The sequence below is a fragment of the Microvirga makkahensis genome (assembly GCF_009830105.1).
Classification (GTDB): domain Bacteria; phylum Pseudomonadota; class Alphaproteobacteria; order Rhizobiales; family Beijerinckiaceae; genus Microvirga; species Microvirga makkahensis.
Genome location: NZ_WURB01000001.1, coordinates 325,471 through 351,389 on the forward strand (window position 1 = coordinate 325,471; position 25,919 = coordinate 351,389).

Here is a 25,919-nt window from a genome sequence, read left to right on the forward strand (position 1 = left end):
CCTTTTCTTTTGCATGAAGTTGAGCGACCACTGTCTCAAGATGATTCAGTCGATTTGGGGTAAGTTGGGCGGTGCCGGCATCGGCATGGCACTTGGAGGGCCGATTGGCGCTCTCCTGGGTGGCGTTGCTGGGCACGTTCTGGTCGATCGCGAAGGCGCGCCTTTCGGAAAGCCGCCGCGCGACGTTCTGTTCACCATGGGCCTCGTCGCTCTCGCGGCGAAGATGGCGAAGGCCGACGGCGTGGTGGTGGACGTTGAGGTGAGGGCCTTCGAGCAGATCGTCGAGGTGCCGGAGAGCGAACACCCTCGCGTCCAGCGCCTGTTCGAACTCGCCATGCAGACCTCCGATGGTTTCGAATCCTATGCCCGGCAGATCGGCACGGAATTCAGGGAAGAGCCCGCCCTCCTGGAAGACGTGCTTGACGGCCTGTTCCATATCGCCAAGGCGGACGAGGCGGTCCACGAGGCGGAGTACGTTTACCTCAAGAACGTAGCGACGATCTTCGCGTTCTCGGAGACGGACTTTGAACGCATTGCCGCCCGCCATGTAAGGCAGGCGGACGATCCCTATCTCATTCTCAAGGCGGACCGGGCCATGAGCGACAGCGAATTGAAGCGTCACTATCGCAAACTGGTCGCCGACAACCATCCCGACCGGGAAATCGCCCGAGGTCTTCCGCCTGAGGCTGTCAAGATCGCAACGGAGCGGTTGGCTGCGATCAATGCCGCTTGGGAGCGCATCGCCGCCGAACGGGATCTCAGGTGAACGCATGAACGCCCCTCTTTCCCCCGAAAGCCCCGTTGCCGCAAAGGTATTTCCTTCACCCAATCACGGAGAGCGGAAGAACGGACGGCGCCCGAACCTACTGATCCTGCACTACACGGGCATGCCGGATGAAGGGGAGGCCTTGCAATGGCTATGCAATCCCGTGTCGCAGGTCTCGGCCCACTATTTCGTTTTCGGAGACGGACGCGTTCTGCAACTGGTGCCGGAAGCGCGGCGCGCCTGGCACGCGGGCATCTCGTCCTGGGACGGCGAGACGGACATCAACTCAAGCTCCATCGGCATCGAGATCGCCAACCCTGGCCACCCGGGCGGTCTGCCGCCCTACCCCGATGCGCAGATCGAGAGCGTGATTGCACTTGCAAGAGACATCGTGACCCGCTGGCGCATCCCGGCGACCCGCGTACTCGGCCACTCGGACGTTGCACCGGGCCGCAAGATCGATCCCGGCGAGACCTTTCCCTGGAGGCGCCTGCATGGTGCCGGGATCGGCCATTGGGTGCCACCCGCCACCTTGAACGACGGGCGCTTTTTCTCACGTGGCGACCAGGGCATGCCCATTGAAGCCCTTCAGGCCATGCTCGCCATGTACGGCTACGGTCTGAAGATCAACGGCGTGTTCGACGAGGACACGGAAAAGGTGGTCGCCGCATTCCAGCGCCACTTCCGGCCCGAGCGCGTGGACGGCGTGGCCGACGCCTCCACCATCGCCACGTTGCGGGACCTCATCGCGAAGCGGCCGTCCGCAGAGGCCTGATACTCGCCTGTCATTCCATGCCGGGATGACAACCTGGCACCCTACTCCGCCGCCATCGGCCTGTAGCTCGCAGGATCGTAGTTGAGGATCGGGCCCAGCCAGCGCTCGACTTCCTGCACGCTCATGCCCTTGCGCGCCGCATAATCCTCCACCTGATCCCGCTCGACCTTCGCCACGCCGAAGTAATAGGCTTCCGGATGCGCAAGATAGAGACCGGAGACGGAAGAACCAGGCCACATGGCATAGGATTCCGTCAGACTCACGCCGATCCGGCGCTCCGCCTCCAGCAGGCTGAACAGCGTTGCCTTCTCCGTGTGATCGGGCTGCGCCGGATAGCCGGGAGCCGGGCGGATGCCACGATACGCTTCGCGGATCAGCTCTTCGTTCGTCAGATTCTCATCAGGCGCATAGGCCCAGAACTCCTTGCGCACGCGCTCATGCATACGCTCAGCGAATGCTTCCGCGATACGGTCCGCAAGAGCCTTCACGAGAATCGAGCGATAGTCGTCGTTCGCACGTTCGAACTTCTCGGCTATGCGCACTTCCTCGATGCCAGAAGTGACCACGAAGGCGCCGATCCAATCCGGCCTTCCGCTCTCGGCGGGTGCAACGAAGTCGGAGACGCACAGGTTTGGCTTCCCGTCGCGCTTCGAGAGCTGCTGGCGCAGTCCATGGAAGGTGGCGAGCGGCTCGCGGCGGCTTTCGCCCGTATAGAGGCGGATGTCGTCGCCGACCGCGTTGGCAGGCCAGAAGCCGATTACCGCCTTCGGATTGAACCAGCGCTCCTCGACGAGCTGTCTGAGCATTCCCTGAGCGTCCGCCCAGAGCTGGCGTGCCGCGGGACCCTGGGCCTCGTCCTCGAGAATAGCGGGGAAGCGACCCTTCAGCTCCCAGGTTTGGAAAAAGGGCGTCCAGTCGATATAGGGAACGAGTTCGCCCACGTCGTAACTGCGGAACACCCGTGCGCCGGTGAAGGTAGGCTTGGGCGCTGAATAGGCTTCCCAATCGATATTCAGCCTGTTTGCACGGGCTCTCTCGATGGGCAGACGCTGTTTGTCGACCTCGGAACGCGCATGGGCGTCGGCCACCCTGCGGTATTCGCTGCGCAGCGTCTCCACGTAGGCATCCTTCGCCTCCGGCGACAGCAGAGAGGAAACGACGCTGACCGCTCGGCTGGCGTCGGTGACATAGACCGCTTGGCCTTTCTGGTAATTCGGGTGGATCTTTACGGCGGTGTGAACGCGGCTCGTCGTCGCGCCGCCGATGAGCAGAGGAATATCGAATCCCTCGCGCTCCATTTCGCTTGCCACGTTCACCATCTCGTCGAGGGAGGGCGTGATGAGGCCCGAGAGGCCGATCACATCCACATTCTCCCTGCGTGCCGTTTCCAGAATTTTCTGAGCCGGCACCATCACGCCGAGATCGATGACCTCGTAATTGTTGCAGGCCAGTACCACGCCGACGATATTCTTGCCGATATCGTGCACGTCGCCCTTCACAGTGGCCATCAGCACCTTGCCGGCGGCGGAGCGCGCAGCAAGTCCGGAGGCTTTCTTCTCCGCTTCCATGAAGGGCATGAGGTAGCCCACCGCCTGCTTCATCACGCGGGCCGATTTGACCACCTGCGGCAGGAACATCTTGCCTGCGCCGAAGAGATCGCCGACCACGTTCATGCCGGCCATGAGCGGCCCTTCGATCACGTGCAGAGGGCGCTCGGCAGCCTGACGCGCTTCCTCCGTATCCTGCTCGATGAACTCGGTGATGCCGTTAACGAGCGCATGCTCGATGCGCTTCTCCACCGGCCAGGAACGCCATTCGAGGTCGGCTGCCTTCGAGGTGCCCGCCCCGTCGCCCTTGAAGCGAGGCGCCGCCTCGAGCAGGCGCTCCGTTGCATCAGGACGCCGGTTGAGCACCACGTCTTCGCACAGCTCGCGCAGCTCCGGATCGATCTCGTCGTAAACGGCGAGCTGGCCCGCATTCACGATCCCCATGTCCATACCGGCCCTGATGGCGTGAAAGAGGAACACCGAATGCATGGCCTCGCGCACCGGCTCGTTGCCGCGGAACGAGAAGGACAGGTTCGACACGCCGCCTGAAATATGGGCGTGCGGCAGCGTCTCGCGGATGACACGCGCAGCCTCGATGAAGGCGACGCCGTATCCGTTGTGCTCCTCGATCCCGGTCGCTACCGCGAACACGTTGGGATCGAAGATGATGTCCTCCGGCGGAAAACCTACCTTCTCAGTGAGAATTCTGTACGCGCGCGTGCAGATCTCGACCTTGCGGTCCAGCGTGTCGGCCTGCCCCTGCTCATCGAAGGCCATGACGACTACGGCGGCGCCGTACGAGCGACAGATCCTCGCGTGTTCGATGAACGCTTCTTCCCCTTCCTTCATCGAGATCGAATTCACAATGGCCTTACCCTGCAGGCACTTGAGGCCGGCCTCGATGACATGGAACTTGGAGGAATCCACCATTACCGGGACGCGGGCGATGTCGGGCTCCGCCGCCACGAGATTGAGGAATTCCACCATCGCCATCTCGGAGTCGAGCAGGCCTTCGTCCATGTTGACGTCGATGATCTGCGCACCGTTCGCCACCTGATCGCGCGCCACGTCGAGCGCGGCGGCATAATCGCCGTTGGTGATGAGCTTGCGGAACTTGGCGGAACCGGTGACGTTCGTTCTCTCTCCCACGTTCACGAAGGGAATGTCGGAGGTCAGTGTGAAGGGCTCGAGACCCGACAGGCGCATGAGCGGCTGCCTTTCCGGCACCTGACGGGGCGCCTTCCCGGCCACCGCTTCGGAAATGGCGCGGATATGCGCCGGTGTGGTGCCGCAGCACCCGCCGACGACGTTCACGAGACCGGCATCGGCGAACTCGGCCAGCATGCGCGCCGTAGCCTCCGGGCTCTCCTCGTAGAGCCCGAACTCGTTCGGCAGGCCCGCATTAGGATAGGCGCAGACGAGAGCGTCCGCCACCTTTCCGAGCTCCTGGATATGCGCGCGCATCTCGCGTGCGCCGAGGGCACAGTTGAGGCCGATGGAGAACGGCTCCGCGTGACGCAACGAATACCAGAAAGCCGTCGGCGTCTGACCGGACAGGGTGCGTCCAGAGAGATCCGTGATGGTTCCCGAAATCATGATCGGGAGTCTCACGCCCTTTTCCGCGAACACCTGATGCGTGGCGACAATCGCGGCCTTGGCGTTGAGGGTATCGAAGATCGTCTCGATGAGGATGATCTGTGCGCCGCCGTCCACGAGGCCCCTCACCTGCTCGGCGTAAGCATCCCGCACCTGGTCGAAGGTCACCGCGCGATAGCCTGGATTGTTCACGTCCGGCGAGATGGAGAGTGTGCGATTCGTGGGGCCGACGGCGCCCGCCACGAAGCGGCGGCGCCCGTCCTCCTCTTGAGCGATCAACGCGGCTTCGCGGGCGATGCGTGCCCCCTCGACATTCAGCTCATAGACGATCTCCTCCATGCCGTAATCGGCTTGAGCGATCGAAGTGCCCGAGAAGGTGTTGGTCTCTACGATATCGGCACCGGCGCGAAAATAATCGAGATGAACGCTGCGCACCGCATCCGGCTGAGTGAGGATCAACAGGTCGTTATTGCCCTTGACGTCCTGCTTCCAGTCCTTGAACCGCTCGCCGCGGAAATCCGCTTCCGAAAAACGCGAGCGTTGAAGCTCGGTGCCCATGGCGCCGTCGAGCACGAGAATGCGCTTCGAGGCCGCTTCACGCAGCGCGTTGAGGATGTCTGCACCATCGGCAGGACGAGGGTCGAACACGGTCATCACAGTCTCTTTCGGTCGGATGGGCTCCTGCCCAGCCCTCCATGCATTGCATGGCAAACGGAAATGCCTGGCCCATTGCCAGGCATTGAGATCTCAAGCCGCCACCTTCACGCTCTGATCACGCAACCCGAGCAGATGGCAGATCGCATAGACCAGGTCGGCGCGGTTCATGGTGTAGAAGTGAATTTCGCTCACGCCACGGTCGACGAGATCGATCACCTGCTCGGCCGCCACGGCGGCGGCCACGAGCTTGCGCGTTTCCACATCGTTGTCGAGGCCTTCGAAGCGGGCCGCCAGCCAGTCCGGGACGCTCGCGCCGGTTTTCGTCGCGAAATTCGCCGTCTGCTTGAAGTTCTGCACGGGCACGATGCCTGGCACGATGGGGATGTCGATCCCCCGCGCGCGCACGCGGTCCAAATAGCGAAAATAATGGTCGTTGTCGAAGAAGAACTGGGTGATGGCGCGGTCCGCGCCGCAATCGACCTTCGCTTGCAGCGCGTCGATATCAGCCTCGAGCGAGGGGGCCTCGGGGTGTTTCTCAGGATAGGCGGAGACGGACACTTCGAAATCGCCTATCGCCTTGATCCCCGCTACGAGATCGCAGGTCTGCCGATAGCCGCCGGGGTGTGGCTCATAGGCCGTGCCGATGCCCGCGACCGGATCGCCGCGCAGGGCCACGACGTGGCGCACGCCCGCGTCCCAGTAGGAGCGGACGACTTCATCGACCTCCTCCTTCGTCGCCGCCACGCAGGTCAGGTGCGCGGCGGGCTTGAGATGCGTGTCCTTCACGATCCGGGACACCGTGGCATGGGTGCGCTCACGAGTGGAGCCGCCGGCGCCGTAGGTCACGGAGACGAATTGCGGGTTGAGCGGTGCAAGCCGCTGGATAGAGGCCCAGAGTGTCGCTTCCATCTCCGGCGTCCTCGGCGGAAAGAACTCGAAGGAGACCTTGATCGGGGAAGAGACCTGCCTGCTTGGGCGAAGGGTCAGGGGTGACATCAGGCAACCTCTTTGTCGGGCTGGGTCAAAGGCCAATCCGTCACGAAGCGGCGGTCCTGCCCGAGCCAAAGGGAAACGGTCAGTTGATCATCGCCTTTCCGGGGCGGAGCGATTTCTCTCGTCAGCGTGCAATCGAGGCCTGCTTCGTCGAGCCAGCCTGCAACCTGCGAGGGCGCGAAACCGAGCCGGCGATGGGCCTGTGTCTCCCGCAGGAATTCGAGCTTATGCGGTGCGAAATCGACCACGAGGATGCGCCCGCCCGGAGCGACGAGACGAGCAGCCTCGCGAATCGCGCGGGCGGGGTCGTCCAGATAGTGCAGGACCTGATGGATGACCACGAGATCGAACGTGTTCCGCGGGAACGGCGGGGCGTAGATATCGCCCTGCCGCAGCTCGATGCCGCGCAGACCCGCCTTTTCGAGATTGGCGCGGGCCACCGAGAGCATGGCATGGCTTGCATCGAGACCGACCGTCCGGCTTGCACGGGGCGCGAGGAGCTGCAGCATGCGGCCCGTGCCCGTCCCGAGATCGACGAGGTCGCGGATCGGCTTCGGCCCCAGCGCCTCGAGTACCGCCGCCTCGACCACGGTCTCGGGCGCATGGAGCGACCGCAGACGGTCCCATTCCGGGGCAAGCCTGGAAAAGTATGCCTGAGCGGCCTGGGAGCGCTGCGCCCGGACCGCCTCCAGGCGAGTGCGGTCCTCCAGCAATTGCGGGTCGGATCGGTCGAGGCTCTCAAGAGTCGGACGGATGATCCGAAGCGCGATGCCCCGGTCCGTCAGACGGAAGAAGGCCCAGGCCCCTTCCCGATGCCGCTCCACAAGGCCAGCTTCGACGAGCAGCTTCAAGTGGCGGGAGATGCGCGGTTGGGATTGCCCGAGAATGTCGGTGAGATCGGTTACCGAGAGCTCCCCCTCGGCCAGCAGGGCGAGGATGCGCAGGCGCGTTTCCTCGGCCGCGGCCCGTAGGACGTCCAGCGTCAGATCCAGGGATGGGGCTTCCTTGTCCGCCATGAGCCAAACTCGCTCTTACATATAAAGATATATTTATATCTTTTTTGAGGCGGGGGCAAGCCGGGTTGAGCCGAGGCCTGTTCAAGAGGAGCAGAGTTGCGAGCACCGGAAGAGTCGCGAAGGCCGCCTTTCGGATGGTACTTGGCTCACGGGGACGAAAGGCCTCGAATGCGCGGCGGCGACAGGAATGCAAGGAAGCGCGCCGGTAAAGATCCCTAGGTTGGCGAAGCCCGAACGCAGGCTGAGCCCCTCACGCACGGGCAAGGATAGTAAGCGCATCCTGCGGGCCCGGAAGGTCGCGCCGAACGATGCTCCCGCCCAGGACGAGACATCGGCTCGTCTCCGAAAGCGGTTCCGCTTTTCACGTCCGGTTGTCTAGCGGAACGGAGGCTCGTCGAAGCTGCGCAGCTTTCGCGAATGCACGGAAGCCCGCTGCCCCCGCAGGATGTCGACGGCCGCCAGCCCAATCATGAGATGCTCGCTTACCGCACGCTCATAGAAGGCATTGGCCGCTCCCGGCAGCTTGATCTCGCCATGCAGAGGCTTGTCAGAGACGCAGAGCAGCGTGCCGTAGGGAACGCGCAGGCGATAGCCCTGCGCGGCGATGGTGCCGCTCTCCATGTCCACCGCGATGGCGCGCGAGAGGTTGATCTGCCGCCGTTCCTGGCTCCAGCGGAGTTCCCAGTTGCGGTCGTCGTAGGTCACGACCGTTCCGGTGCGCAGACGGCGCTTCAAAGCATCGCCGCGCTCGCCCGTGACCTGCACGGCGGCTTCCTGCAAAGCCACCTGGATCTCTGCGAGCGCCGGCACCGGAATCTCCGGAGGAACGGCCCCGTCGAGAATGCGGTCACGGCGCAGGTAGCCATGGGCCAGTACATAATCGCCGATTGACTGCGACTGCCGCAAGCCGCCGCAATGGCCGACCATGAGCCAGCAATGCGGACGGAGCACGGCCAGATGGTCGGTGATGTTCTTCGCATTCGAGGGACCGACGCCGATATTGACCAGCGATACGCCTTGTCCGTCCTTGCGCATCAGGTGATAGGCGGGCATCTGGAAGCGGTGCCAAGGCGAGGAGCCGATCAGATCCTCGACGGCTGCCTCGTCCAGACCGCGCTCGATCGTGATGCCGCCCGGCATTACCAATTTGCTGTAAGGCCCTTCCTTGTGCGCAAGCTCCTTCACAGCCCAGCGGACGAACTGGTCGACGTAGCGGTGGTAGTTGGTGAGCAGGATCCAGGGCTGCACCGAGCGCCAGTCGCTGCCGGTGTAATGTACGAGGCGGCGCAGGGAGTAATCGACGCGCGCGGCGTCGAAGAGCGAGAGCGGGCGCGGTTCGTTCTCGTGGAAGATCCAGGTGCCGTCCGCGATCTCGTCGCCCACCTTGGCGAGCAGCGGCGTCGGGAAATGCTGCGCGAGTTCGGAAGCCGAATGCGCGCCACGGCCCAATTCGTCTCCGCGCTCGAAGATATAGGGATAGGGAATCTCCTGGTCGCTGACGCCCACCTCGAGAGTGGCGCCGTAATCGCGCACGAGGTAATTCAGCTGCTCCAGAAGGTAGTTCCTGAAGAAGGTCGGCTGCGTGATCGTGGTCGCATAGATTCCAGGGCCCTGGAACTTGGCATAGGCCCGCTGCTTGACCGGAGGCACGGAATTGGCCCGGTAATCGACCCGAAGCTCCGGATATCGGAAGCGGGACCGTTCAAGAGGCGTGGGCGGCGTGCCTGTGGAGAAGAAATGTTCCAGACAATGACGCTGCGCCTCAACGGCACCGTCGTGAAGCGCGATCAGCCGCTCGACGGCCTCCTCGGGCGTTGCAACGGCTTGGAAGGCTTCATTCGGGTCGACGGGCACGTGAAAAGTCTCTTCTTGTGTCTCGTGCCTCAAGGGTCATACACGCTTTAGGCAACGAACCCAACACTCTTGTTGGAGGCAGTCAGGGATTATAAGCCGAGAAAGCGCAAATTGATCCCTCCTCCGCTTTGGCCCTCAATCCTCCAAAGTTCCCCTTCACGCCGTGGCCATGCCGGAATTAGAATAGCAGCGGGGGTGTATGGGAGGAATCCATGAACCGGATGATCGCTCTCGCCTTGGCCTTCAGCTTCGCGGCTGCGGGGCCCGCTTTCGCCAATCGCTGTCCACGGGACATGGCAGCCATCGACAGAGCCCTGCAGTCGGCCCAGCTCTCAGCCTCCGACCGGCAAAGGGTGATGGATCTGCGCCAACGGGGTGAGGCCGCCCATGAAGCGGGCAATCACGAAGAGTCGGAACGGCTTCTCGACCAGGCGAAGGAAATCTTGAAGATCTAGATCAAGAAAGGGCGCGGGCGAGCTCCTGCCCGATCCCGCGCCCCACGCCTGCGATGAGATGAGGAAGGCGGATCCTATCGCGTGAACTTCTTGTACTTGATCCGGTGCGGGATCGTGGAATCCGTGCCGAGGCGGCGTTTCTTGTCCTCTTCGTAATCCGCGAAGTTGCCCTCGAACCATTCCACGTGACTGTCGCCTTCGAAGGCGAGGATGTGAGTGGCGATGCGATCGAGGAACCAGCGGTCGTGGCTGATGATCACGGCGCAGCCCGCGTAATCCTCCAGCGCCTCCTCAAGCGCCCGCAGCGTATCCACGTCGAGGTCGTTGGTCGGCTCGTCGAGGAGCAGGACGTTGGAACCGGACTTCAGGATCTTGGCGAGATGCACGCGGTTGCGCTCGCCGCCAGAGAGCACGCCGACCTTCTTCTGCTGGTCGGATCCTTTGAAGTTGAAGGCCGAGCAATAGGCACGGGCATTGATCTCGCGCTTGCCGAGATAGAGCACCTCGTTGCCGCCCGAGATCTCCTCGTAGAGCGTCTTGTTGGCGTCGAGGGAGTCGCGGCTCTGGTCCACATAGCCGAGCTTCACGCTCTCGCCGATGGTGATCGTACCCTCATCCGGCTGTTCTTGGCCGGTGATCATGCGGAACAGGGTGGTCTTGCCGGCGCCGTTCGGGCCGATCACGCCCACGATGCCGCCCGGCGGCAGCTTGAAGGACAGCCCGTCGATGAGGAGCTTGTCGCCGAAGGCCTTCTTGAGATTGTCGAACTCGATGACGTTGTTGCCGAGACGCTCCGCGATCGGAATGATGATCTGAGCGGTTGTCGGCCCCTTCTCGTTGGCCTTGGCCACGAGGTCCTCGTAGCGCTGGATACGGGCCTTCGATTTGGCCTGACGGGCCTTGGGCGAGGCCGACACCCATTCGCGCTCGCGTTCGATGGTGCGTTGGCGAGCCTCTTCCTCGCGGCCCTCCTGCGCGAGGCGCTTCTGCTTCTGCTCGAGCCAGGACGAGTAGTTGCCCTCATAGGGGATGCCGCGCCCACGGTCGAGCTCGAGAATCCATCCCGTCACGTTGTCGAGGAAGTAGCGGTCGTGGGTGACGATCAGGATTGCGCCCGGATAGTTGCGCAGATGGCCCTCGAGCCAAGCGGTTGTCTCGGCGTCGAGATGGTTGGTCGGCTCGTCGAGGAGCAGCAATTCCGGCTGCTCCAGGAGCAGCTTGCAGAGCGCCACCCTGCGGCGCTCGCCGCCCGAGAGCTTGTCCACCGACCAGTCGTCCGGCGGGCAGCGCAGAGCGTCCATGGCCTGGTCCACCTGGGAGTCGAGATCCCACAGGCCCTTGGCCTCGATCTCGTCCTGGAGGCGGGTCATCTCGTCCGCCGTCTCCTCCGAGTAGTTCATGGCAATCTCGTTGTAGCGGTCGAGCAACGCCTTCTTGGCCGCCACACCCTCCATTACGTTCTCGCGGACGTTCTTGGCAGGGTCGAGCTGGGGCTCCTGCGGCAGGTAGCCCACGCGGGCTCCTTCCGCCACCCAGGCCTCGCCGGTCCAGTCGGTGTCGATGCCCGCCATGATGCGCAGAAGCGTCGACTTACCGGCGCCGTTGACACCGAGCACGCCGATCTTGGCGTCGGGATAGAAGGAGAGATGGATATTGTCCAAGACCTTCTTACCGCCCGAATAGGTCTTGGAGAGGCCACGCATGTGGTAGATGAACTGACGGGACACGGGAAAAGCCCTGCTGATTTATCGGTTGAAAGGGATTGGCCGTCAGTTAGCAGGGGCCGCCAGCCGGGGCAAGGCGGGGGAGTGTCGCCATGGAAAGCCTTCCCTCACGTCACGGCCGGCCTCATGCCGGTCATCCTGGTGCGTAAGGCGCGTGGATCAACGGACCGCCCCCGGCACAAGGCCGGTGTGACGAGGGAGGATATGGGACGGCCCAGGAGACCGCCGCGCCGCCTCTCACAGCCCGAAGGGATAGGTCACCGGCATCCCCTCCCCATGGGCATGTGTCAGCGGCGCCACGGCCCTGGTCTCCTCGAACCAGACGAAGGCGTCGAACTGTTCGGCCATGATGGCCTCAAAATAATGGCTGTAGAGTTCCGTTTCCGGCCGGTAGACCACACCGATGGCCCGCTCCAGGCGCGGGCGCGACAGAACTCTCTTCAGGTCCTCCTGGAGGTTTTCCCGCCAGTCCGTCAGAAATGACTTGAGGCCCGTGTCGCGGAAGATCCGCTCGTGACTGTCGGGCCGGGCGGGCAGCACGGTCTTGACCTGCATGGGCTCGTCCCAGTCGTCGGCGGCCGCAACGGTGCCACGGTCCGTGCCGAAGCCGATAAGGACGGCCTCGTGCCGGTAGGCCCTGCGGCACAGCTCGCCGATGTTGAACTCGCCCTGCCAGCCCATGGCGGTGGCGGCGGCATTGCCGATATGGGAATTGTGCGCCCAGACCACCGCCTTGGCGCTCTCGCGACGCGCCAGCAGGCTCTGGAGGGTATCGAACATGTGCCGGTCGCGCAGGTTCCAGGACTCCGTCGCGCCCTCGTACATGATCCGGTAATAATGCTCCGCCGCGTGGACGATCTTGGCGTTCTGCACCGCATCGAAGAACTGTTCGCCGCCGTCGGCTTCAAGATAATCGATACGCTTGTCGAGAATCTCCTGGAGCTGGCGCAGCAGTTTCTCATCGCAGGGCATCTTCTGCCCGGTGACGACGGCCCGGCCGTAGCGCGCAGGGTCGGACTGCCAGGGGCTCAGGCAGCCATAGCGGCCCCTCGCCTCCTTCGCGGCTTCGGGATCGACCTTGTCAAGATAATCGAGTACGGCACGGATCGACGAGTTGAGGCTGTAGACGTCGAGCCCGCGAAACTCGACGCGGCTGCCTTCAGGGCGCTCCTTGTTGTAGGCGCGCATCCAGTTGACGAAATCGTAGACTTCCTCGTTCCTCCACATCCAAGTGGGGAAGCGCTCGAAGGCGACATCGTCCCCGTCCGGAACATGCCGGTGGCGCACATAAGCGTCGATTCGCGCCGCATCGGGCCAGTCGGCTTCTACGGCCACTATGTTGAACCCGTAGCGTTCGATGAGCCGCCGCGTGATCATCGCGCGGGCCCGGTAGAACTCGGAGGTGCCGTGTGTGGCCTCGCCGAGCAGCACCACCTTGGCATCCCCGAAGCGATCGAACATGGTGCCGAACGCCTCCTCGTCCTCGATCGGAGGAAGAGGCTCCCCATGATCGCGCACGACCCCGATCGCCTCCCTGATCGAGGCTTCGTTCTCGTTCTGTTTCCAGGAAAAACGGGCCATCGCCACACCTCGCGCCAGGAGAATGTTTCTCCTCTAACGGCGGCTTGTCTGTCCTGTTCCGGCGAAGCTCAGGCCATGCCATCCATGATTGTCGAGAAGGCTTCCTCAGCGGCGATCACGGTTGCCATCTGCACCGTATGGGCGAATCGGTAAGCTGCGCCATAGATCGTCTCGTCGGGAAATTCCGTGATCAGCGTCAGCGGCGTGGGATGGCGCTCCTGCGCCATCAGGATGCAGGGCACGTCGTTGATCATCTCAGGCGGCGGCGCTGCAGAATGGAGGGCACAGAGCACGAGCTGGCGACGGGTGAACTCGGCCAGTCCGGGCACGGCGGAAAGCCCCCGCGTGACGGCCTCAATGAAGGTCCGCGCCGTATCCGACCACGAGGGATGATACCTCAGGATCAGAAAGAAGCCCTTCGGAAGTGCCCATTGCTCGAAGCCCCGCGGGAGGTAACCGGTGAACGGACGTGCCCATTCGTGAGCCGGATAGCCGTGCAGATTGACGTGCAGCTGCGCACCGGACAGTTCCAGCGCCTTGCGCCGCGCGCCGATTTCATGGATCGGCTCCTCGCCCCCGTATTCCAGATCGTTACCCAGCGAAGTGTAGCGCGCCGCGTGATGCATGTGGCGCGGATTGTTTTCGCAGAGCCTTCCGTGAAGAGCATAGCCGTCCGGGTTTTCGACCGGGACGAAAGCCACATTGGCATCCGGGTTTGCGAGAAGGCGCCGCACCGCTCTGAAGGCTCCGACAGGCCCGGAAGTCTCGTTGGCGTGCTGTCCGCTCGTAACGAGAACGGCGGCGCGTGAACCGGCCCTGTAGACGCCGCGCACGGGCCGTCCTTCGCACGAGATCGATTGAAAGCATTCACCAGGCAGGGCGGCGAGTTCCTGCTCGATCTGGGGCAATCCCGGAGCCGCATCCGCCCGTTCCATATCCTGAAGGGGCCTCGCGGGATCCCGGGGGGATGCGAAAGCCCGCAGGGCTACGTGAACCCGGGCCTCGCCCTTGCCCGCGCGGATGTCCGGCACAATCTGTCCCGGCCTCAGGGTGCGGTCGTCGAGCGCTCGTCCCGCCCGATGGTGAAACCATTCGAGGGTGGAGAAATAGAGATCCTCGTGCAGAGCCTCCCGGGTGCTCATCACCTCGTCGCCATAGCCCAGGGACCGCTCGATACCCGCGATTGTCACATCGATGGCGATCGTCGCCGCATAAGGCTCCTGCTGCGGCCAATCATGGGTCGTGAGGGCATGCATGGCTGCCTGGAAAACCCGCTCAATCTCGGTTTCGAACGGCTCGTCCCAGTCCGGGGCCTCATCGGGCAAATTCGTCGCCTTGATCCAGCCCGCGCAGGCAAGGCTCGGTTGGCCGATATGGTTCGTGCGCAGGCGGTTCGGCGCGAAAACGGCATGATCGGCCACGCGCCCGTCGCGATATTCGCACCGGACGTCATAGATCAGATCCGCCCCGCCGGTCTCGAAGGCGACCTCCCCCCCGTCGAGCAGGGCCGGAAGGGGATAGGCCTCCGAGAGGAAGCGGATCGGATCGGCGCCTTCGTGGACCGGGTAGCGAATGGCGACGCGAGCCAGACCGGCCGTGTCGATCTCCTCGAGGAAGGCATGCACGAGCGGCTTGTAGGCGCTGCGGATGCGCGCCTTCACGCCCGCTTCCGCCAGCAGCCCTTCGGCTCTGCGGCGAGGCTCCTCGTCCTCGAAGAGCCACGCCTCGATCACGGCCCCGCGATATTCGCCGCTCCCCCACTCCTGCACGAGCCGATCGAGCGCGCTTTCGAACCGCCGGTCGAGAAGAACCGTCATCTGGCCACCCGCTCAGGCCGCGCCTCGAAGCCCGTCGGCTTCGAGCGCGATCCAATGACCAGGCTCCACCTCGCGCATGCGGTGGATGAGCGGCTCCTGGCCCACCGGTCGCACCGGGCTCGGGATCTCGCCCTCGATGCGCGGAGGGATACGTGAGAGCAGCGGATCAGCGATCGGCACGGCGGAGAGGAGCTTGCGCGTATAGGAATGCTGCGGATTCTCAAAGACCGCCTGCCGGGTGCCGATCTCGACGATCTGACCCAGATACATCACCGCCACGCGGTGGCTGATCTTCTCCACCACCGCCATGTCATGGGTGATAAAGAGATAGGACAGGCCCTTCCTCTCCTGCAGCTCCATGAGCAGATTGACGATCTGCGCCTGGATCGACACGTCGAGAGCCGACACGGACTCATCCGCGATGATCAGCCTCGGATCGCTCGCGAGAGCCCGCGCGATGCACACGCGCTGGCGCTGGCCGCCGGAGAATTCGTGCGGATAACGTTTGGCATGCTGCGGGTGAAGTCCGACCTGCTCCAGAAGCTCGTGCACGCGCAGCTCGATGGCCTTTCTATCCTTGAGGAGTCCATGCACCACGATCGGCTCGGCGATGCTGAATCCGACCGTGTGGCGCGGATCGAGCGAAGCGAAGGGATCCTGAAAGATGTACTGGATGCTCTGACGCAGGCGGCGGCGTTCCGCATGGCTCATGGAGGCCATGTCGCGCCCGTCGAATCGCACCGTGCCGCCCGTCGGCTCGATAAGCTGTTGGAGCGTGCGGCCAATTGTGGATTTGCCGGAGCCGGATTCGCCCACGAGAGCCAGGGTCTCTCCGGGATAGATCTCGAAACTCACCTCCTCCACCGCATGCACCCGATGCGTCGCCCGACCGAAGAAGGTCTTTCCGACGTCGAAACGCGTGGTGAGCTTTTCCACGTGGAGCAGGGGTTTCGTATAATCGGCGGTCCTCTGGTCGCGCATTTCGCCGATCTGCTTCGGCACGCCGCCATCCATCACCATGACGGGCATGCGTTTGGGATAGGGTTGGCCCTTCAGGCTGCCGAGGCGAGGAACCGCGGACAGAAGCGCGCGGGTATAGGGATGCGTCGGCGAGGCGAAGATGTCGCGCACCGGCGCCTCTTCCACCTTCTCGCCCTTCCACATCACCACCACGTCATCGGCCATTTCGGCCACGACTCCCATGTCGTGGGTGATGAAGACGACGGCGGTGCCCAGCTCGGCTTGCAGCTCGCGGATGATGTTGAGGATCTGCGCCTGGATCGTCACGTCGAGGGCCGTGGTGGGCTCGTCCGCGATGAGAAGCCGCGGATTGCAGACGAGCGCCATGGCGATCATCACGCGCTGACGCATGCCGCCGGAGAGCTGGTGCGGATAGCGATCGAGCAGTCTCTCCGCGTCCGGCAGGCGTACCTTTCGCAGCAGCTCCGTCGCCCGCAGACGCGCTTCGCGGGCGGTCATTCCCTCGTGCAGGAGGAGCGCCTCTTCGATCTGGCTGCCGATGGTGAAAACCGGGTTGAGCGAGGTCATCGGCTCCTGGAAGATCATGGCGATGTCATTGCCGCGGATCGTCCGGAGCTGGTCCTCGGTTGCCTTTGCCAGATCGAGGGTCCCGCCTCCGTGTTGGCGCAGCAGAACTTCGCCGCTGGTGATCTGCCCGCCGGAATAATCCGTGAGGCGCATGATAGAGAGGCAGGTGACTGATTTGCCCGATCCGGACTCCCCTACGACCGCCAGTGTCTTTCCGGGCTGAATGTCGAAACTCACGTTCTTGACTGCGCGGAAGGCCTCCGGCCCTTTGCCGAACGTGACGGAGAGATCACGGACGGACAGCAGCGGCCGAGACGGGTTGGAAGAGATGTGATCCGGCATCCATGCACTCGCAAAAGAGGCGCCGGTTCGAGAGAATCGGCGCTGAAACTGCATCCGATCAGGCAACCCACTCGCCGCCGCGCATCAACGGTTCGGACGATCCGTCCTGAGTGATGCCGTCTACGTCCACCTTGTCGGAGCCGATCATCCAGTCGATGTGGATGAGGCTTTTGTTCGCGCCGCGCATGGCCAACTCCTCCGCGCTCATTCCGCCGCCGTCGCGGATGCATTTGCTGTAGGCCTGTCCCAGCGCGATATGACTCGATGCGTTCTCGTCGAAGAGGGTGTTGAAGAAGAGCAGCCCGCTCTGAGAGATCGGAGACGAGAACGGCACGAGTGCCACCTCGCCGAGACGGCGCGCGCCTTCGTCCGTGTCGAGCACCTTGTTCAGCACGGCCTCGCCGGTACGCGCCTTGGCATCGACGATGCGCCCGCCCTCGAACCTCACCTGAATGTCCTGAATCAAGGTGCCGTTGTAGGAGAGCGGCTTTGTGCTGGTGACGTATCCGTCCACGCGATCCTTGTGCGGCGTGGTAAAGACCTCTTCCGTCGGGATGTTGGCGTTGCAGACGATCCCGTTCTTGGCTTTCGCCGAGCCGCCATTCCACTCATGCCCGTCGGCGAGGCCGACGCGCAAATCCGTGCCGGGGCCGCGGAAGTGAAGCGCGGCATAGTTCTTCTCGTTCAGCATGCGGGTGCGCGCCTGAAGGCCGGCATTGTGCTTCTCCCAGGCTGCGACCGGATCGGGCGTATCGACCCGCGAGGCGGCGAAGATCGCTCTCCAAAGCCTGGAGACCGCCACGTCTTCGGGATCGTCCGGAAACACGGCCTTCGCCCAGGCGGGCGTCGCGGCGGACACGATGGTCCAGTTGATGTCGAAGCCCGCGATCATGTTGAGCGCCGGCATATACGCCTTGGAGCGGGCGCGGTTTGCGCGGGACACCTTCTCCGGATCCTCTTTAGCGAGCAGCGAGGGATCCTCGCCCACGACCGCGAGACGCGCCGCGCCGTTCCTGAAGGCGGCTGCCATGCCCTCGTAGAGCCAGGCAGGAGCCGTGTCGAAACCGTCATCCGGGCCGTGACGGTAGCGCATGAGGGTCGCCTCCTCATCCGAGAAGAGCGTTGTCACCAGGGACGCGCCGGCCCTGTAGGCGTGTTCCGTGATGCGGCGCACCAGGGGCAGTGCATCGAGTGGGGCGGTCATGACGAGTTCCTGGCCCGGCTTGAGTCCCAAACCCACCCGCACGGCCACCTCGGCCAAGCGGTCGAGAAGCTGGGCGTGGGATGCGGCCCCGACGGGCTCCCGAAATTGCTCGTTCATGATGTCATCTCCCGAAGGACAAGGGTTGGCGGAGGCTACACGGCTCGTAAGCGAGCGCAACCTCCAGGATTCACACTCACATATTCTTTGCGTGCACGGTGCCAAGAGCATCACGGTCAAAAGCGACGCTTTTGACGATCGCCTGAACGGGCAGACCCACCTTGATTCCAAGCCGCTCCATGGATTTCCGCGTCACACTGGCCACGATGCTGTCGCTGCCGCAGGCGAGCGTTACATCGACGCCGGAGCCCTCTACCTCCTCGATAGCCACGACGGTGCCGGGCAGTACGTTGAGGGCGCTGATCCCCTCCGGCGGCGCGAGGGACAGAATGATGTCCCGGGCGCGCAGGCGCATTCTCACGGGCGCGCCGACAGGCAGGTTGAGCCGCGAAACAGTGAGGGTTCCCGCCGCGGCCTGCAGCACGGTCAGGCCATAAGCCTCTTCGTGCCGAAGCACGCGGGCTTCCACCAGCGCGCCGGCCTCGACAAGACCGGCCTGCGGAAAAAACCTCGGGTGGCGCAGAATGTCGGAAGCCAGACCGGAGGCGGTAACGCGTCCGTCGTTGAGAACCACGATGGAGGTCGCGAGCCGTGCAATCTCCGGTACGGAATGGCTGACGAGAACCATCGGCACGTCACCCTCGTCCCGCAGCCGGTCGATATAGGGATAGATCTCGGCCTTTCTCTCCTCGTCGAGAGAGGCCAGCGGTTCGTCCATCAGCAGCAACTGCGGATCGGAGAGAAGCGCGCGTCCGATGGCGACGCGCTGTTTCTCACCGCCGGACAGGGTCGAGGGCCAGCGGTCCAGCAGGTGCGCGATGCCGAGAAGCTCCGTCACCGCATGGAAATCCGCGACGCGCTCGCGCTTCGGCGTGAACCATCGGCCGAAATGCAGGTTCTGGCGCACGTTCAGGTGCGGAAAAAGACGCGCCTCCTGGAAGACATAGCCGATCCTGCGCCTGTGTTTTGGGACGAAGATTCCCTGTCGCGTATCGACGAGGACGCGCTCCTTGACACAGATCCGCCCCTGCGTCGGGCGAAGGAGACCGCCGATGGCGTTGACGAGCGTCGTCTTGCCCGAGCCGGAGGGGCCGAACAGGGCCGTCAGCCGCCCCTCTGACTGAAAGCGGGCGTCGAGCGTGAAGGCGCCCTGCCGGTGACGAAGATCGACGTCGAGGATCATCAGGCGAGGAACCTCCGTCTGACGCGCCGTGCCATCCATTCGGACATCCAGAGCGCGGCGATGGAGATCGCAACCGACACGAACGCCAGGCGCAACGCGCCGCCCTCGCCGCCCGGCACCTGCGTGAAGGTGTAGATCGCGGAAGGGATCGTCTGCGTCTCGCCGGGAATGTTGGAGACGAAGGTGATGGTGGCACCAAATTCGCCCATCGCCTTCGCGAAGGACAGAACCATGCCCGCTATGATGCCCGGCAGGATCAGCGGCAGCGTCACTACGAAAAATACCCAGGCTGGGTGAGCACCCAACGTGCCTGCCGCATCCTCGAGCTTGCGGTCCACGGTCTCCAGGGAGAGGCGGATGGCGCGCACGAGCAAGGGAAAGCCCATGATCGCGCAGGCCAGCGCCGCGCCCGTCCAGCGAAAGGACAGGACGACGCCGAATTGCTCTGCGAGAAGGGAGCCCATCGGCCCGCGCCGCCCGAAGCCCAGGAGAAGCGCATAACCCACGACGACGGGGGGAAGAACCAACGGCAGATGAACCAGCACATCCAGCGCCTGCCGGCCCCAGAAGCGCCCGCGCTCCAGCGCGTAGGCCATCGCGATCCCGGGCAGAAGGCTCGCGCTCGTCGCGACGAGCGCGACCTTGAGGCTGAGGCGAACGGCCGTCCATTCCTCGGGAGAAAGCCAGTCGGTCACGAGCCGGAATCCGCCGTGTTCAGGACCTTGAATCCCTGCTTCTCGAAAAAGGGCCTCGCCTTCGCCGAGCGCAGAAATTCCAGAAGGGGCGCGGCATCCGGATGCATGGAATCCTGCGTGATGGCAACGGGATACACGATGGGCGGATGCGTGCCCTCCGGGAAAATCCCCACAATCCTGACATTCGGCTCGGAGACCGCGTCGGTCTTGTAGACGATGCCGAGGGGCGCCTCCCCGTGCGACACGAGAAGCAGCGCCGCGCGTACATTCTCCGTCTGTGCGATCCTATCCTTGATGCCGTTCCATGCCCCGAGTTTTTCGAGACCGGCCTTGCCGTATTTTCCGGCAGGGACAGCATCCACATGCCCCATCGCCAGACGACCGCCTGCGAGAACGGATGCGAGATCGAGGTCCGGCCGAAGCGAAACCTGCACCGCCGAGCCTTTAGGGGCGATCAACACAAGATCGTTACCGAGAAGATCGAGGCGCGTCCCGGGCCGGATCAGGTTTCTCGAAATCGCGTACTTCATCCAGTCGAGATCGGCGGAGAAGAAGACATCGGCCGGTGCGCCGGCTTCGATCTGTTTGGCGAGGACGTTGCTCCCGGCATAGGAAATCACGGCTTTCCTGCCGCTTTCCCGGCTCCATGCCGCAGCCGCATCGTCGAGGGCGTTCTTGAGGCTCGCGGCGGCGAAGACCACCACGTCCCTCGCCTGGGCAGGCAAGCCGGAACAGGCCAGCGCAAGCCCGATGACCAGCGCCGTGAACGCTCCTCTCGTGGATCGTGCTGCCCGCATGACATGCTCCTCAAGCCCTTGCCCAGGGCGCATCCTAACTAACCTCGCCAGGGCTTCAAGCAGGGCGGCGTCGGGGCGCGGCCTTCCGCCCGAGGGAGTGGACAAGGCGATAGCCGAGCAGCCCGGTCACGATGGCTGCATAGACAAGTGGCTCAGGCGGCCAGGACTTGACCACGAGTATGAAATGGAGGACAGCGCCGATGGCCGCGACATAGACGAGGCGGTGCAGCCGCGCCCAGGCCTGCCCACCCATGCGCCGGATGGCGGCGTTGGTGGACGTGAGCGCCAGGGGCACGAGAATGACGAAGGTTGCCATGCCGATGGTGATGTAGGGCCGCTTCACGATGTCGGCTCCGATGGCGGCGAGGTCGAGCCCCTGGTCGAGCACCAGGTAAGTCAGAAGGTGCAGGAGCGCGTAATAGAAGGCGAGCAGCCCGAGCGCGCGGCGATAGCGCAGAAGATTGACGGCAAAGAGCTGGCGCAAGGGCGTGATCGCCAGCGTCGCGATGAGGAAACGCAAGGCCCACAGGCCCAGAGCCTGCTCCAGATAACGCATCGGGTCGGCGCCCAGCCGATCATTGATGCCCTGATAGAACAGCCAGACCGCCGGAACGAAGCCTACGCCATAGACGAGGATCTTCGGCACCTGGGGCAGCGAAAAGCCCTTCCTCGCGCCCGGAGCGGCGGCACGTTCTGCCATCAATAGAACTTCCGCAGGTCCATGCCGGAATAGAGGCCTGCCACCTGCTCGGCATAGCCGTTGAACATGAGGGTGGGACGTCTCTTGACGAACAGCCCGCCCTCCCCGATCCGGCGCTCGGTGGCTTGGCTCCAGCGGGGATGATCCACATGGGGATTCACGTTGGCATAGAAGCCGTATTCGTTGGGCGCCTGCTTGTTCCAAGCGGTCTCCGGCTGCTTCTCCACGAAGCTGATGCGGGTGATCGACTTGATGCCCTTGAAGCCATATTTCCACGGCACGACGAGACGGATCGGCGCGCCGTTCTGGTTCGGCAGGGTCTCGCCATAGAGGCCGACTGCGAGGATCGTGAGCGGATGCATCGCCTCATCCAGCCGCAGGCCCTCCCGGTAGGGCCAGTCGAGAACGGGAAAGATGGAGCGCAGGCCCGGCATTTCGCTCGGGCGATTGGCGGTCTCGAAGGCCGCATATTTCGCGCTTCCGAGCGGCTCCACCCGCTTGACGAGATCCGCCAGCGGGAAGCCGACCCACGGGATCACCATGGACCAGCCCTCGACGCAGCGCATCCGGTAGATACGCTCCTCAAGCGCCGAGGATTTGATCAGGTCCTCGATGCCGATCTCCTGAGGCTTTCCCACAAGCCCGTCGATCTTGATCGTCCAGGGAGACGTTTTGAGCGTGCCCGCGTTCTCCGCAGGATCCGACTTGTCGACCCCGAACTCGTAGTAATTGTTGTAGCTCGTCACGTCCTCCCGGCTCGTCAACTTTTCATCCGTCGAGAAAGAACTCTTCGAGGCGGACAGAGGCGCAGCCCTGAGCCCTTCCGGCAGGGCCGCCGCCAGAGCAAGCCCTGCGGCCCCCGCCATCCATTGCCGCCGGCTCAGATAGACATTCCGGGGCGTAATCTCGGAAGGAAGGATATCGGAGGAGCGGCGGATCAACACGGCGAAACCTCGTTTGGAACCCACGGTATAGAGGTACACCCGAGAACGCGCCGGGTGATCTCACGTTTCCGTGTGGGCCTCAGGCCGCGGCGATGCGCCCGCCCTGCTCGTCGAAGAGATGTGCCTGGTGAGCCGCGGGCTTCAGGGCCACGGCCTCCCCGGGCCTGAGGGTGCTGCGCTCGCGCAGCACGGCCGTGAGATGGCCGCCCTCCGCCTTGACGATGAGCGTGGTGTCCGCTCCCGTCGGCTCGACCACTGCAACCGTGGCTGGGATGGAGCCTGGCGTGCCGGGGGGCGCGATCTGGAGATGCTCGGGCCGGATTCCGCAGGTGAGCTTCGATCCGCGGGCCACCGGAAGCTGCGCCTCGACCGGCAGAACCGTCCCGCTCGGGAGAGCCAGCCCGTCCTGTTCCAGGCATCCTTCGATGAAGTTCATGGCCGGCGAGCCGATGAAGCCCGCGACGAAGCGGTTGGCCGGGCGGTCGTAGAGTTCGAGCGGCGCGCCGATCTGCTCCACAGTGCCGTCGTGCATCACCACGATCTTGTCGGCCATGGTCATGGCCTCGATCTGATCGTGCGTAACGTAGATCGTTGTGGTCTTGAGACGCTGGTGCAGTTCCTTGATCTCGGCGCGCATCGCGACACGCAGCTTGGCGTCGAGATTGGAGAGCGGCTCGTCGAAGAGGAACACCTGCGGATCGCGCACGATGGCGCGGCCCATGGCTACGCGCTGGCGCTGCCCACCGGAGAGCTGCCGGGGATAGCGGTCGAGCAGCGGTGTGAGGCCGAGCGAGGCTGCGGCATCCCCTACGCGCTTCTTCTGTTCAACCTGAGGCATTCCCTTCAGCTTCAGCGAAAATCCCATGTTCTCCGCCACCGTCATGTGTGGATAGAGCGCATAGGACTGGAACACCATGGCAATGTCGCGGTCCTTGGGCGGAACGTCGTTGACGATGCGCGAGCCGATGCGGATCTCGCCAGCGGTGATGTCCTCAAGCCCGGCGATCATGCGCAGTAGCGTCGACTTCCCGCAGCCCGAGGGACCGACGAGAATAACGAACTCGCCGTCCAGGATGTCGATGTCGACGCCCTTGATGATCGAAACGGAGCCGAAGGACTTTCGGACATCGCGGATCGATACATGTGCCATTCTCTTCTCCCTCAGGCAGTCCAGGCTTGCGCAGCCCGGACGAACTTCTTGGTGATTTCGCGGGGATTGGTGATCGCCGTTCCCACCACCACCGCATGAGCGCCGCGTCTGAATGCCTCGGCCACGAGCTCGGGCGTATCGAAACGGCCTTCAGCGACGACGGGCACCGGAAGCGCCGCTACAAGCGCCTCCAGCAGCTCCAGGTCCGGACCCTCTCCCTTGCGCGCGGTGGTCTCCTCCGTATAGCCGGAGAGGGTCGAGGCCACGTAAGTGGCGCCATGCGCATGGGCGGCCCTGCCCTCCTCGAGCGTCGCGATATCGGCGAAAACCTCCCTGCCGAGCTCTGTGCGGATGCGGGCGATCAGGCGCTCCACGGGCTCGCCGTTCCGCGGGCGTCCCGTGGCGTCGAGGCCGATGATGTCGGCTCCGGCCGCAGCAATCTGCGCAGCATCGTCGAAACCCGGCGTGATATAGACCGGGAAGCGGTCGTCCCATACCTTCGAGATGCCGATAATGGGTAGCGCGGTAGCGGCGCGGATCGCTACGACATCCTCCGCGCCATTGGCGCGGATGCCGCTCGCGCCGCCCGCTTCCGCCGCCCGCGCCATGGCGGCCATGTGGACGGGCCCGTGCAGCGGGTTGTCTGCGCGGGCTTGGCAGGAGACGACGAGGGCTCCTTTGAGGATCGGCATGGCAGGCTCCTACTTCACCGCGCCGGCGGTCATGCCCTGGATGAACTGGCGCGACAGGGCGATGTAGAGGAGCGTGATGGGCGCGGCCGCGATGGTGAGGCCCGCGAACAGCATGCCCCAGTCGGTGGTGTACTCCCCCATGAAGGTCGTGAGGCCCTGCGGCAGCGTCTTGTAGGCGTCGGTCTGGATGAATACGAGCGGGAAGAAGAAGTCGTTCCAGATCGGCACCGCATTCTGAATGGCGGCGATGGCCATGGGCGGGCGCGCGAGCGGCAGCATGACGGACCACATGATGCGGGGCTCCGATGCGCCGTCGATACGGGCCGCATCCTCCAACTCCGCCGGGAGCGAACGCAGGAAGCCCGCCATGATGAACACAGCCGACGGAAGACCGATGGCCGTGTAGGTGACGATGAGACTCCAGTGGCTGTCGAGCAGATTCAGATCGCGCAGCAGGATGAAGAGCGGAATGACCGCGAGCTTCAGCGGCAGCATCAGCCCTGCCAGGAAGAACAGCAGGATGAAGGTGTTGGTGCGAGACTCGTAACGCGCCACCGCATAGCCCGCCATGGTACCGAGCACGAGGATCAGGACGATCGAGATACCGGTCACGATGATCGAGTTGACGAAGTAGGTCGGCATCGCGGTTTCGCCGAGGACCTTGGCGAAGTTCCCCACTTGCGTGAAATCGGGCAGCGCGAAGGGATGCTCGAAGATCTCGCCCGTAGTCTTGAAGGCGGAGAGCACCATCACGACGACGGGATAGAGCATGATGAACGAGTTCGCGATCAGGATCACCTGCGCCAGGAAGGCGAAGGAGATCGGCTGCCGCGAAGAGGACGAGTTGGCCAAAGCGGTCAAAACTGGATCTCCCGGCGGCGCAACCAAAGGGTGAGCATGGACGCGAAGACGACGATGAAGAGGAAGATGAGGGTGGCGAGCGCGGAGCCCAGCCCGAAATTCTGGATGCTGGCGCTCTGGTTGCCGAAGGCCGTGCGGTAGAAGACGAGGCCCAGCACATCGGTCGAGCCGAACGGCGAGCCGTCGAGCCCTACCATCACGTATGGGATCTCGAACCAGTTGAACGCGCCGATGAAGAGCAGCGTGAAGAGGATGGTGGTGCTGGGGGCGACCAGCGGCCACACGATGTTCCTGAGCAGCTGCCACTCGGTCGTGCCATCGAGCCGGGCGGCCTCGATGATCTCGGAGGGGATGCGCTGCATGCCCGCGAGATAGACGAGCGTCGGGAAACCCACGAAGTGCCAGGCATTGGCGAGGACGAGCGCGCCGAGCGCGGTGGAGGAATCGCCGAGCCAGGGCTTGGCCCAGGAATCGAGGCCGACCGTATAGAGCGCCTGGTTGACGATGCCGAAATTCGGATTGAGGAAGAGCTTCCAGAGAAAGCCCACGATGATGGTCGAGAGAACCACCGGAACGAACACCGCGATCCGGTGGAAGCGGAATCCAAAGGGCTCCTTGTAGAGGAGCCATGCGAGGAAGAAGCCTCCGCCGTTCTGAACGATCATGAGCGCGACGAGCGCGTAAACATTGTGCAGGAAGGCGTTCCAAACGGTCGGCGCCATGGTGGCGCCGAAAAGCACCTCCTTGAAATTGGCCAATCCCACGAAGTCGCCCCGCGCCAGCCCGCGCCATTCATAGAACGCGTAAGCGAAAGCCGACAGGATCGGATAGACCACGAACAGCGACATGAACACCACCGGCGGGACAACGAGAAATGCCACCCAGCTGCAATGTTTCAATGTGCG

The 25,919-nt window shown here is 63.8% G+C and carries 21 protein-coding genes; 3 read left to right on the forward strand and 18 right to left on the reverse strand.

The window, feature by feature from the left end:
• Positions 1-40 precede the first annotated feature (40 nt).
• On the forward strand, positions 41-766 hold the full coding sequence (locus GR328_RS01565; protein WP_160882767.1) for a TerB family tellurite resistance protein: 726 nt from the start codon (positions 41-43) through the stop codon (positions 764-766).
• 4 nt (positions 767-770) lie between these two features.
• Positions 771-1,541 (forward strand): N-acetylmuramoyl-L-alanine amidase, encoded by a 771-nt coding sequence (locus tag GR328_RS01570; RefSeq protein WP_160882768.1) that lies wholly within the window; start codon positions 771-773, stop codon positions 1,539-1,541.
• Positions 1,542-1,582: 41 nt separating this feature from the next.
• On the opposite strand, the gene metH is transcribed toward GR328_RS01570, so the two are convergent.
• The 4 genes from metH to GR328_RS01590 all read right to left on the reverse strand — a co-directional run bounded on the left by metH (position 1,583) and on the right by GR328_RS01590 (position 9,204).
• Complete coding sequence (gene metH / locus GR328_RS01575) at positions 1,583-5,338, reverse strand: methionine synthase (RefSeq protein ID WP_160882769.1); 3,756 nt, start codon at positions 5,336-5,338, stop codon at positions 1,583-1,585.
• A gap of 93 nt (positions 5,339-5,431) precedes the next feature.
• Complete coding sequence (gene metF, locus GR328_RS01580; protein ID WP_160882770.1) at positions 5,432-6,337, reverse strand: methylenetetrahydrofolate reductase [NAD(P)H]; 906 nt, start codon at positions 6,335-6,337, stop codon at positions 5,432-5,434.
• Entirely contained in the window at positions 6,337-7,350 is a 1,014-nt protein-coding gene (locus tag GR328_RS01585) for an ArsR/SmtB family transcription factor (protein WP_160882771.1), read from the reverse strand. Before GR328_RS01585 ends, metF begins: the two co-directional genes overlap by 1 nt.
• Before the next feature lie 375 nt (positions 7,351-7,725).
• Positions 7,726-9,204 carry an AMP nucleosidase gene (locus tag GR328_RS01590; RefSeq protein ID WP_160882772.1) on the reverse strand — a complete coding sequence of 493 codons (1,479 nt, stop codon included), beginning with the start codon at positions 9,202-9,204 and terminating at the stop codon, positions 7,726-7,728.
• Between the two features lie 212 nt (positions 9,205-9,416).
• Between GR328_RS01590 and GR328_RS01595 the strand changes: the two genes are divergently transcribed.
• Complete coding sequence (locus GR328_RS01595) at positions 9,417-9,659, forward strand: hypothetical protein (protein WP_170304094.1); 243 nt, start codon at positions 9,417-9,419, stop codon at positions 9,657-9,659.
• A gap of 74 nt (positions 9,660-9,733) precedes the next feature.
• Here the strand turns inward: GR328_RS01595 and ettA are convergent, their stop codons facing one another.
• From ettA to GR328_RS01665, 14 genes are all read right to left on the reverse strand, one after another.
• Complete coding sequence (gene ettA, locus GR328_RS01600; protein WP_160882773.1) at positions 9,734-11,386, reverse strand: energy-dependent translational throttle protein EttA; 1,653 nt, start codon at positions 11,384-11,386, stop codon at positions 9,734-9,736.
• A gap of 234 nt (positions 11,387-11,620) precedes the next feature.
• Positions 11,621-12,964: an erythromycin esterase family protein gene (locus GR328_RS01605; protein ID WP_205789658.1), complete on the reverse strand. Its 1,344-nt coding sequence runs from the start codon at positions 12,962-12,964 to the stop codon at positions 11,621-11,623.
• 68 nt (positions 12,965-13,032) lie between these two features.
• Complete coding sequence (locus tag GR328_RS01610) at positions 13,033-14,781, reverse strand: M14 family zinc carboxypeptidase (protein WP_160882774.1); 1,749 nt, start codon at positions 14,779-14,781, stop codon at positions 13,033-13,035.
• 12 nt (positions 14,782-14,793) lie between these two features.
• Positions 14,794-16,671: an ABC transporter ATP-binding protein gene (locus GR328_RS01615; protein WP_160882775.1), complete on the reverse strand. Its 1,878-nt coding sequence runs from the start codon at positions 16,669-16,671 to the stop codon at positions 14,794-14,796.
• 58 nt (positions 16,672-16,729) lie between these two features.
• Complete coding sequence (locus tag GR328_RS01620) at positions 16,730-17,992, reverse strand: aminopeptidase (protein ID WP_160882776.1); 1,263 nt, start codon at positions 17,990-17,992, stop codon at positions 16,730-16,732.
• A 76-nt stretch (positions 17,993-18,068) separates the two neighbouring features.
• On the reverse strand, positions 18,069-19,175 hold the full coding sequence (modC, locus tag GR328_RS01625; protein ID WP_160883013.1) for a molybdenum ABC transporter ATP-binding protein: 1,107 nt from the start codon (positions 19,173-19,175) through the stop codon (positions 18,069-18,071).
• Complete coding sequence (gene modB / locus GR328_RS01630) at positions 19,175-19,870, reverse strand: molybdate ABC transporter permease subunit (RefSeq protein WP_160882777.1); 696 nt, start codon at positions 19,868-19,870, stop codon at positions 19,175-19,177. The genes modC and modB overlap by 1 nt, the downstream gene beginning before the upstream one ends.
• A complete protein-coding gene (modA, locus tag GR328_RS01635; RefSeq protein ID WP_160882778.1) occupies positions 19,867-20,667 on the reverse strand; it encodes a molybdate ABC transporter substrate-binding protein in 801 nt (266 codons plus the stop codon). The genes modB and modA overlap by 4 nt, the downstream gene beginning before the upstream one ends.
• A 55-nt stretch (positions 20,668-20,722) precedes the next feature.
• Complete coding sequence (gene msrQ, locus GR328_RS01640) at positions 20,723-21,367, reverse strand: protein-methionine-sulfoxide reductase heme-binding subunit MsrQ (RefSeq protein WP_160882779.1); 645 nt, start codon at positions 21,365-21,367, stop codon at positions 20,723-20,725.
• The gene (msrP, locus tag GR328_RS01645) at positions 21,367-22,311 is read right to left on the reverse strand and encodes a protein-methionine-sulfoxide reductase catalytic subunit MsrP (RefSeq protein WP_160882780.1); all 945 of its coding nucleotides are present in this window, start codon (positions 22,309-22,311) and stop codon (positions 21,367-21,369) included. Before msrP ends, msrQ begins: the two co-directional genes overlap by 1 nt.
• A gap of 79 nt (positions 22,312-22,390) precedes the next feature.
• Complete coding sequence (locus tag GR328_RS01650; RefSeq protein ID WP_160882781.1) at positions 22,391-23,461, reverse strand: ABC transporter ATP-binding protein; 1,071 nt, start codon at positions 23,459-23,461, stop codon at positions 22,391-22,393.
• Between the two features lie 11 nt (positions 23,462-23,472).
• Positions 23,473-24,153, reverse strand: a complete 681-nt coding sequence (locus GR328_RS01655; RefSeq protein WP_160882782.1) for an N-acetylmannosamine-6-phosphate 2-epimerase — start codon at positions 24,151-24,153, stop codon at positions 23,473-23,475.
• 9 nt (positions 24,154-24,162) lie between these two features.
• Positions 24,163-25,014, reverse strand: coding sequence for a carbohydrate ABC transporter permease (locus GR328_RS01660; protein WP_160882783.1), 852 nt, complete (start codon positions 25,012-25,014; stop codon positions 24,163-24,165).
• Positions 25,011-25,895 (reverse strand): carbohydrate ABC transporter permease, encoded by an 885-nt coding sequence (locus GR328_RS01665; RefSeq protein ID WP_343039253.1) that lies wholly within the window; start codon positions 25,893-25,895, stop codon positions 25,011-25,013. Before GR328_RS01665 ends, GR328_RS01660 begins: the two co-directional genes overlap by 4 nt.
• Between the last annotated feature and the right edge of the window lie 24 nt (positions 25,896-25,919).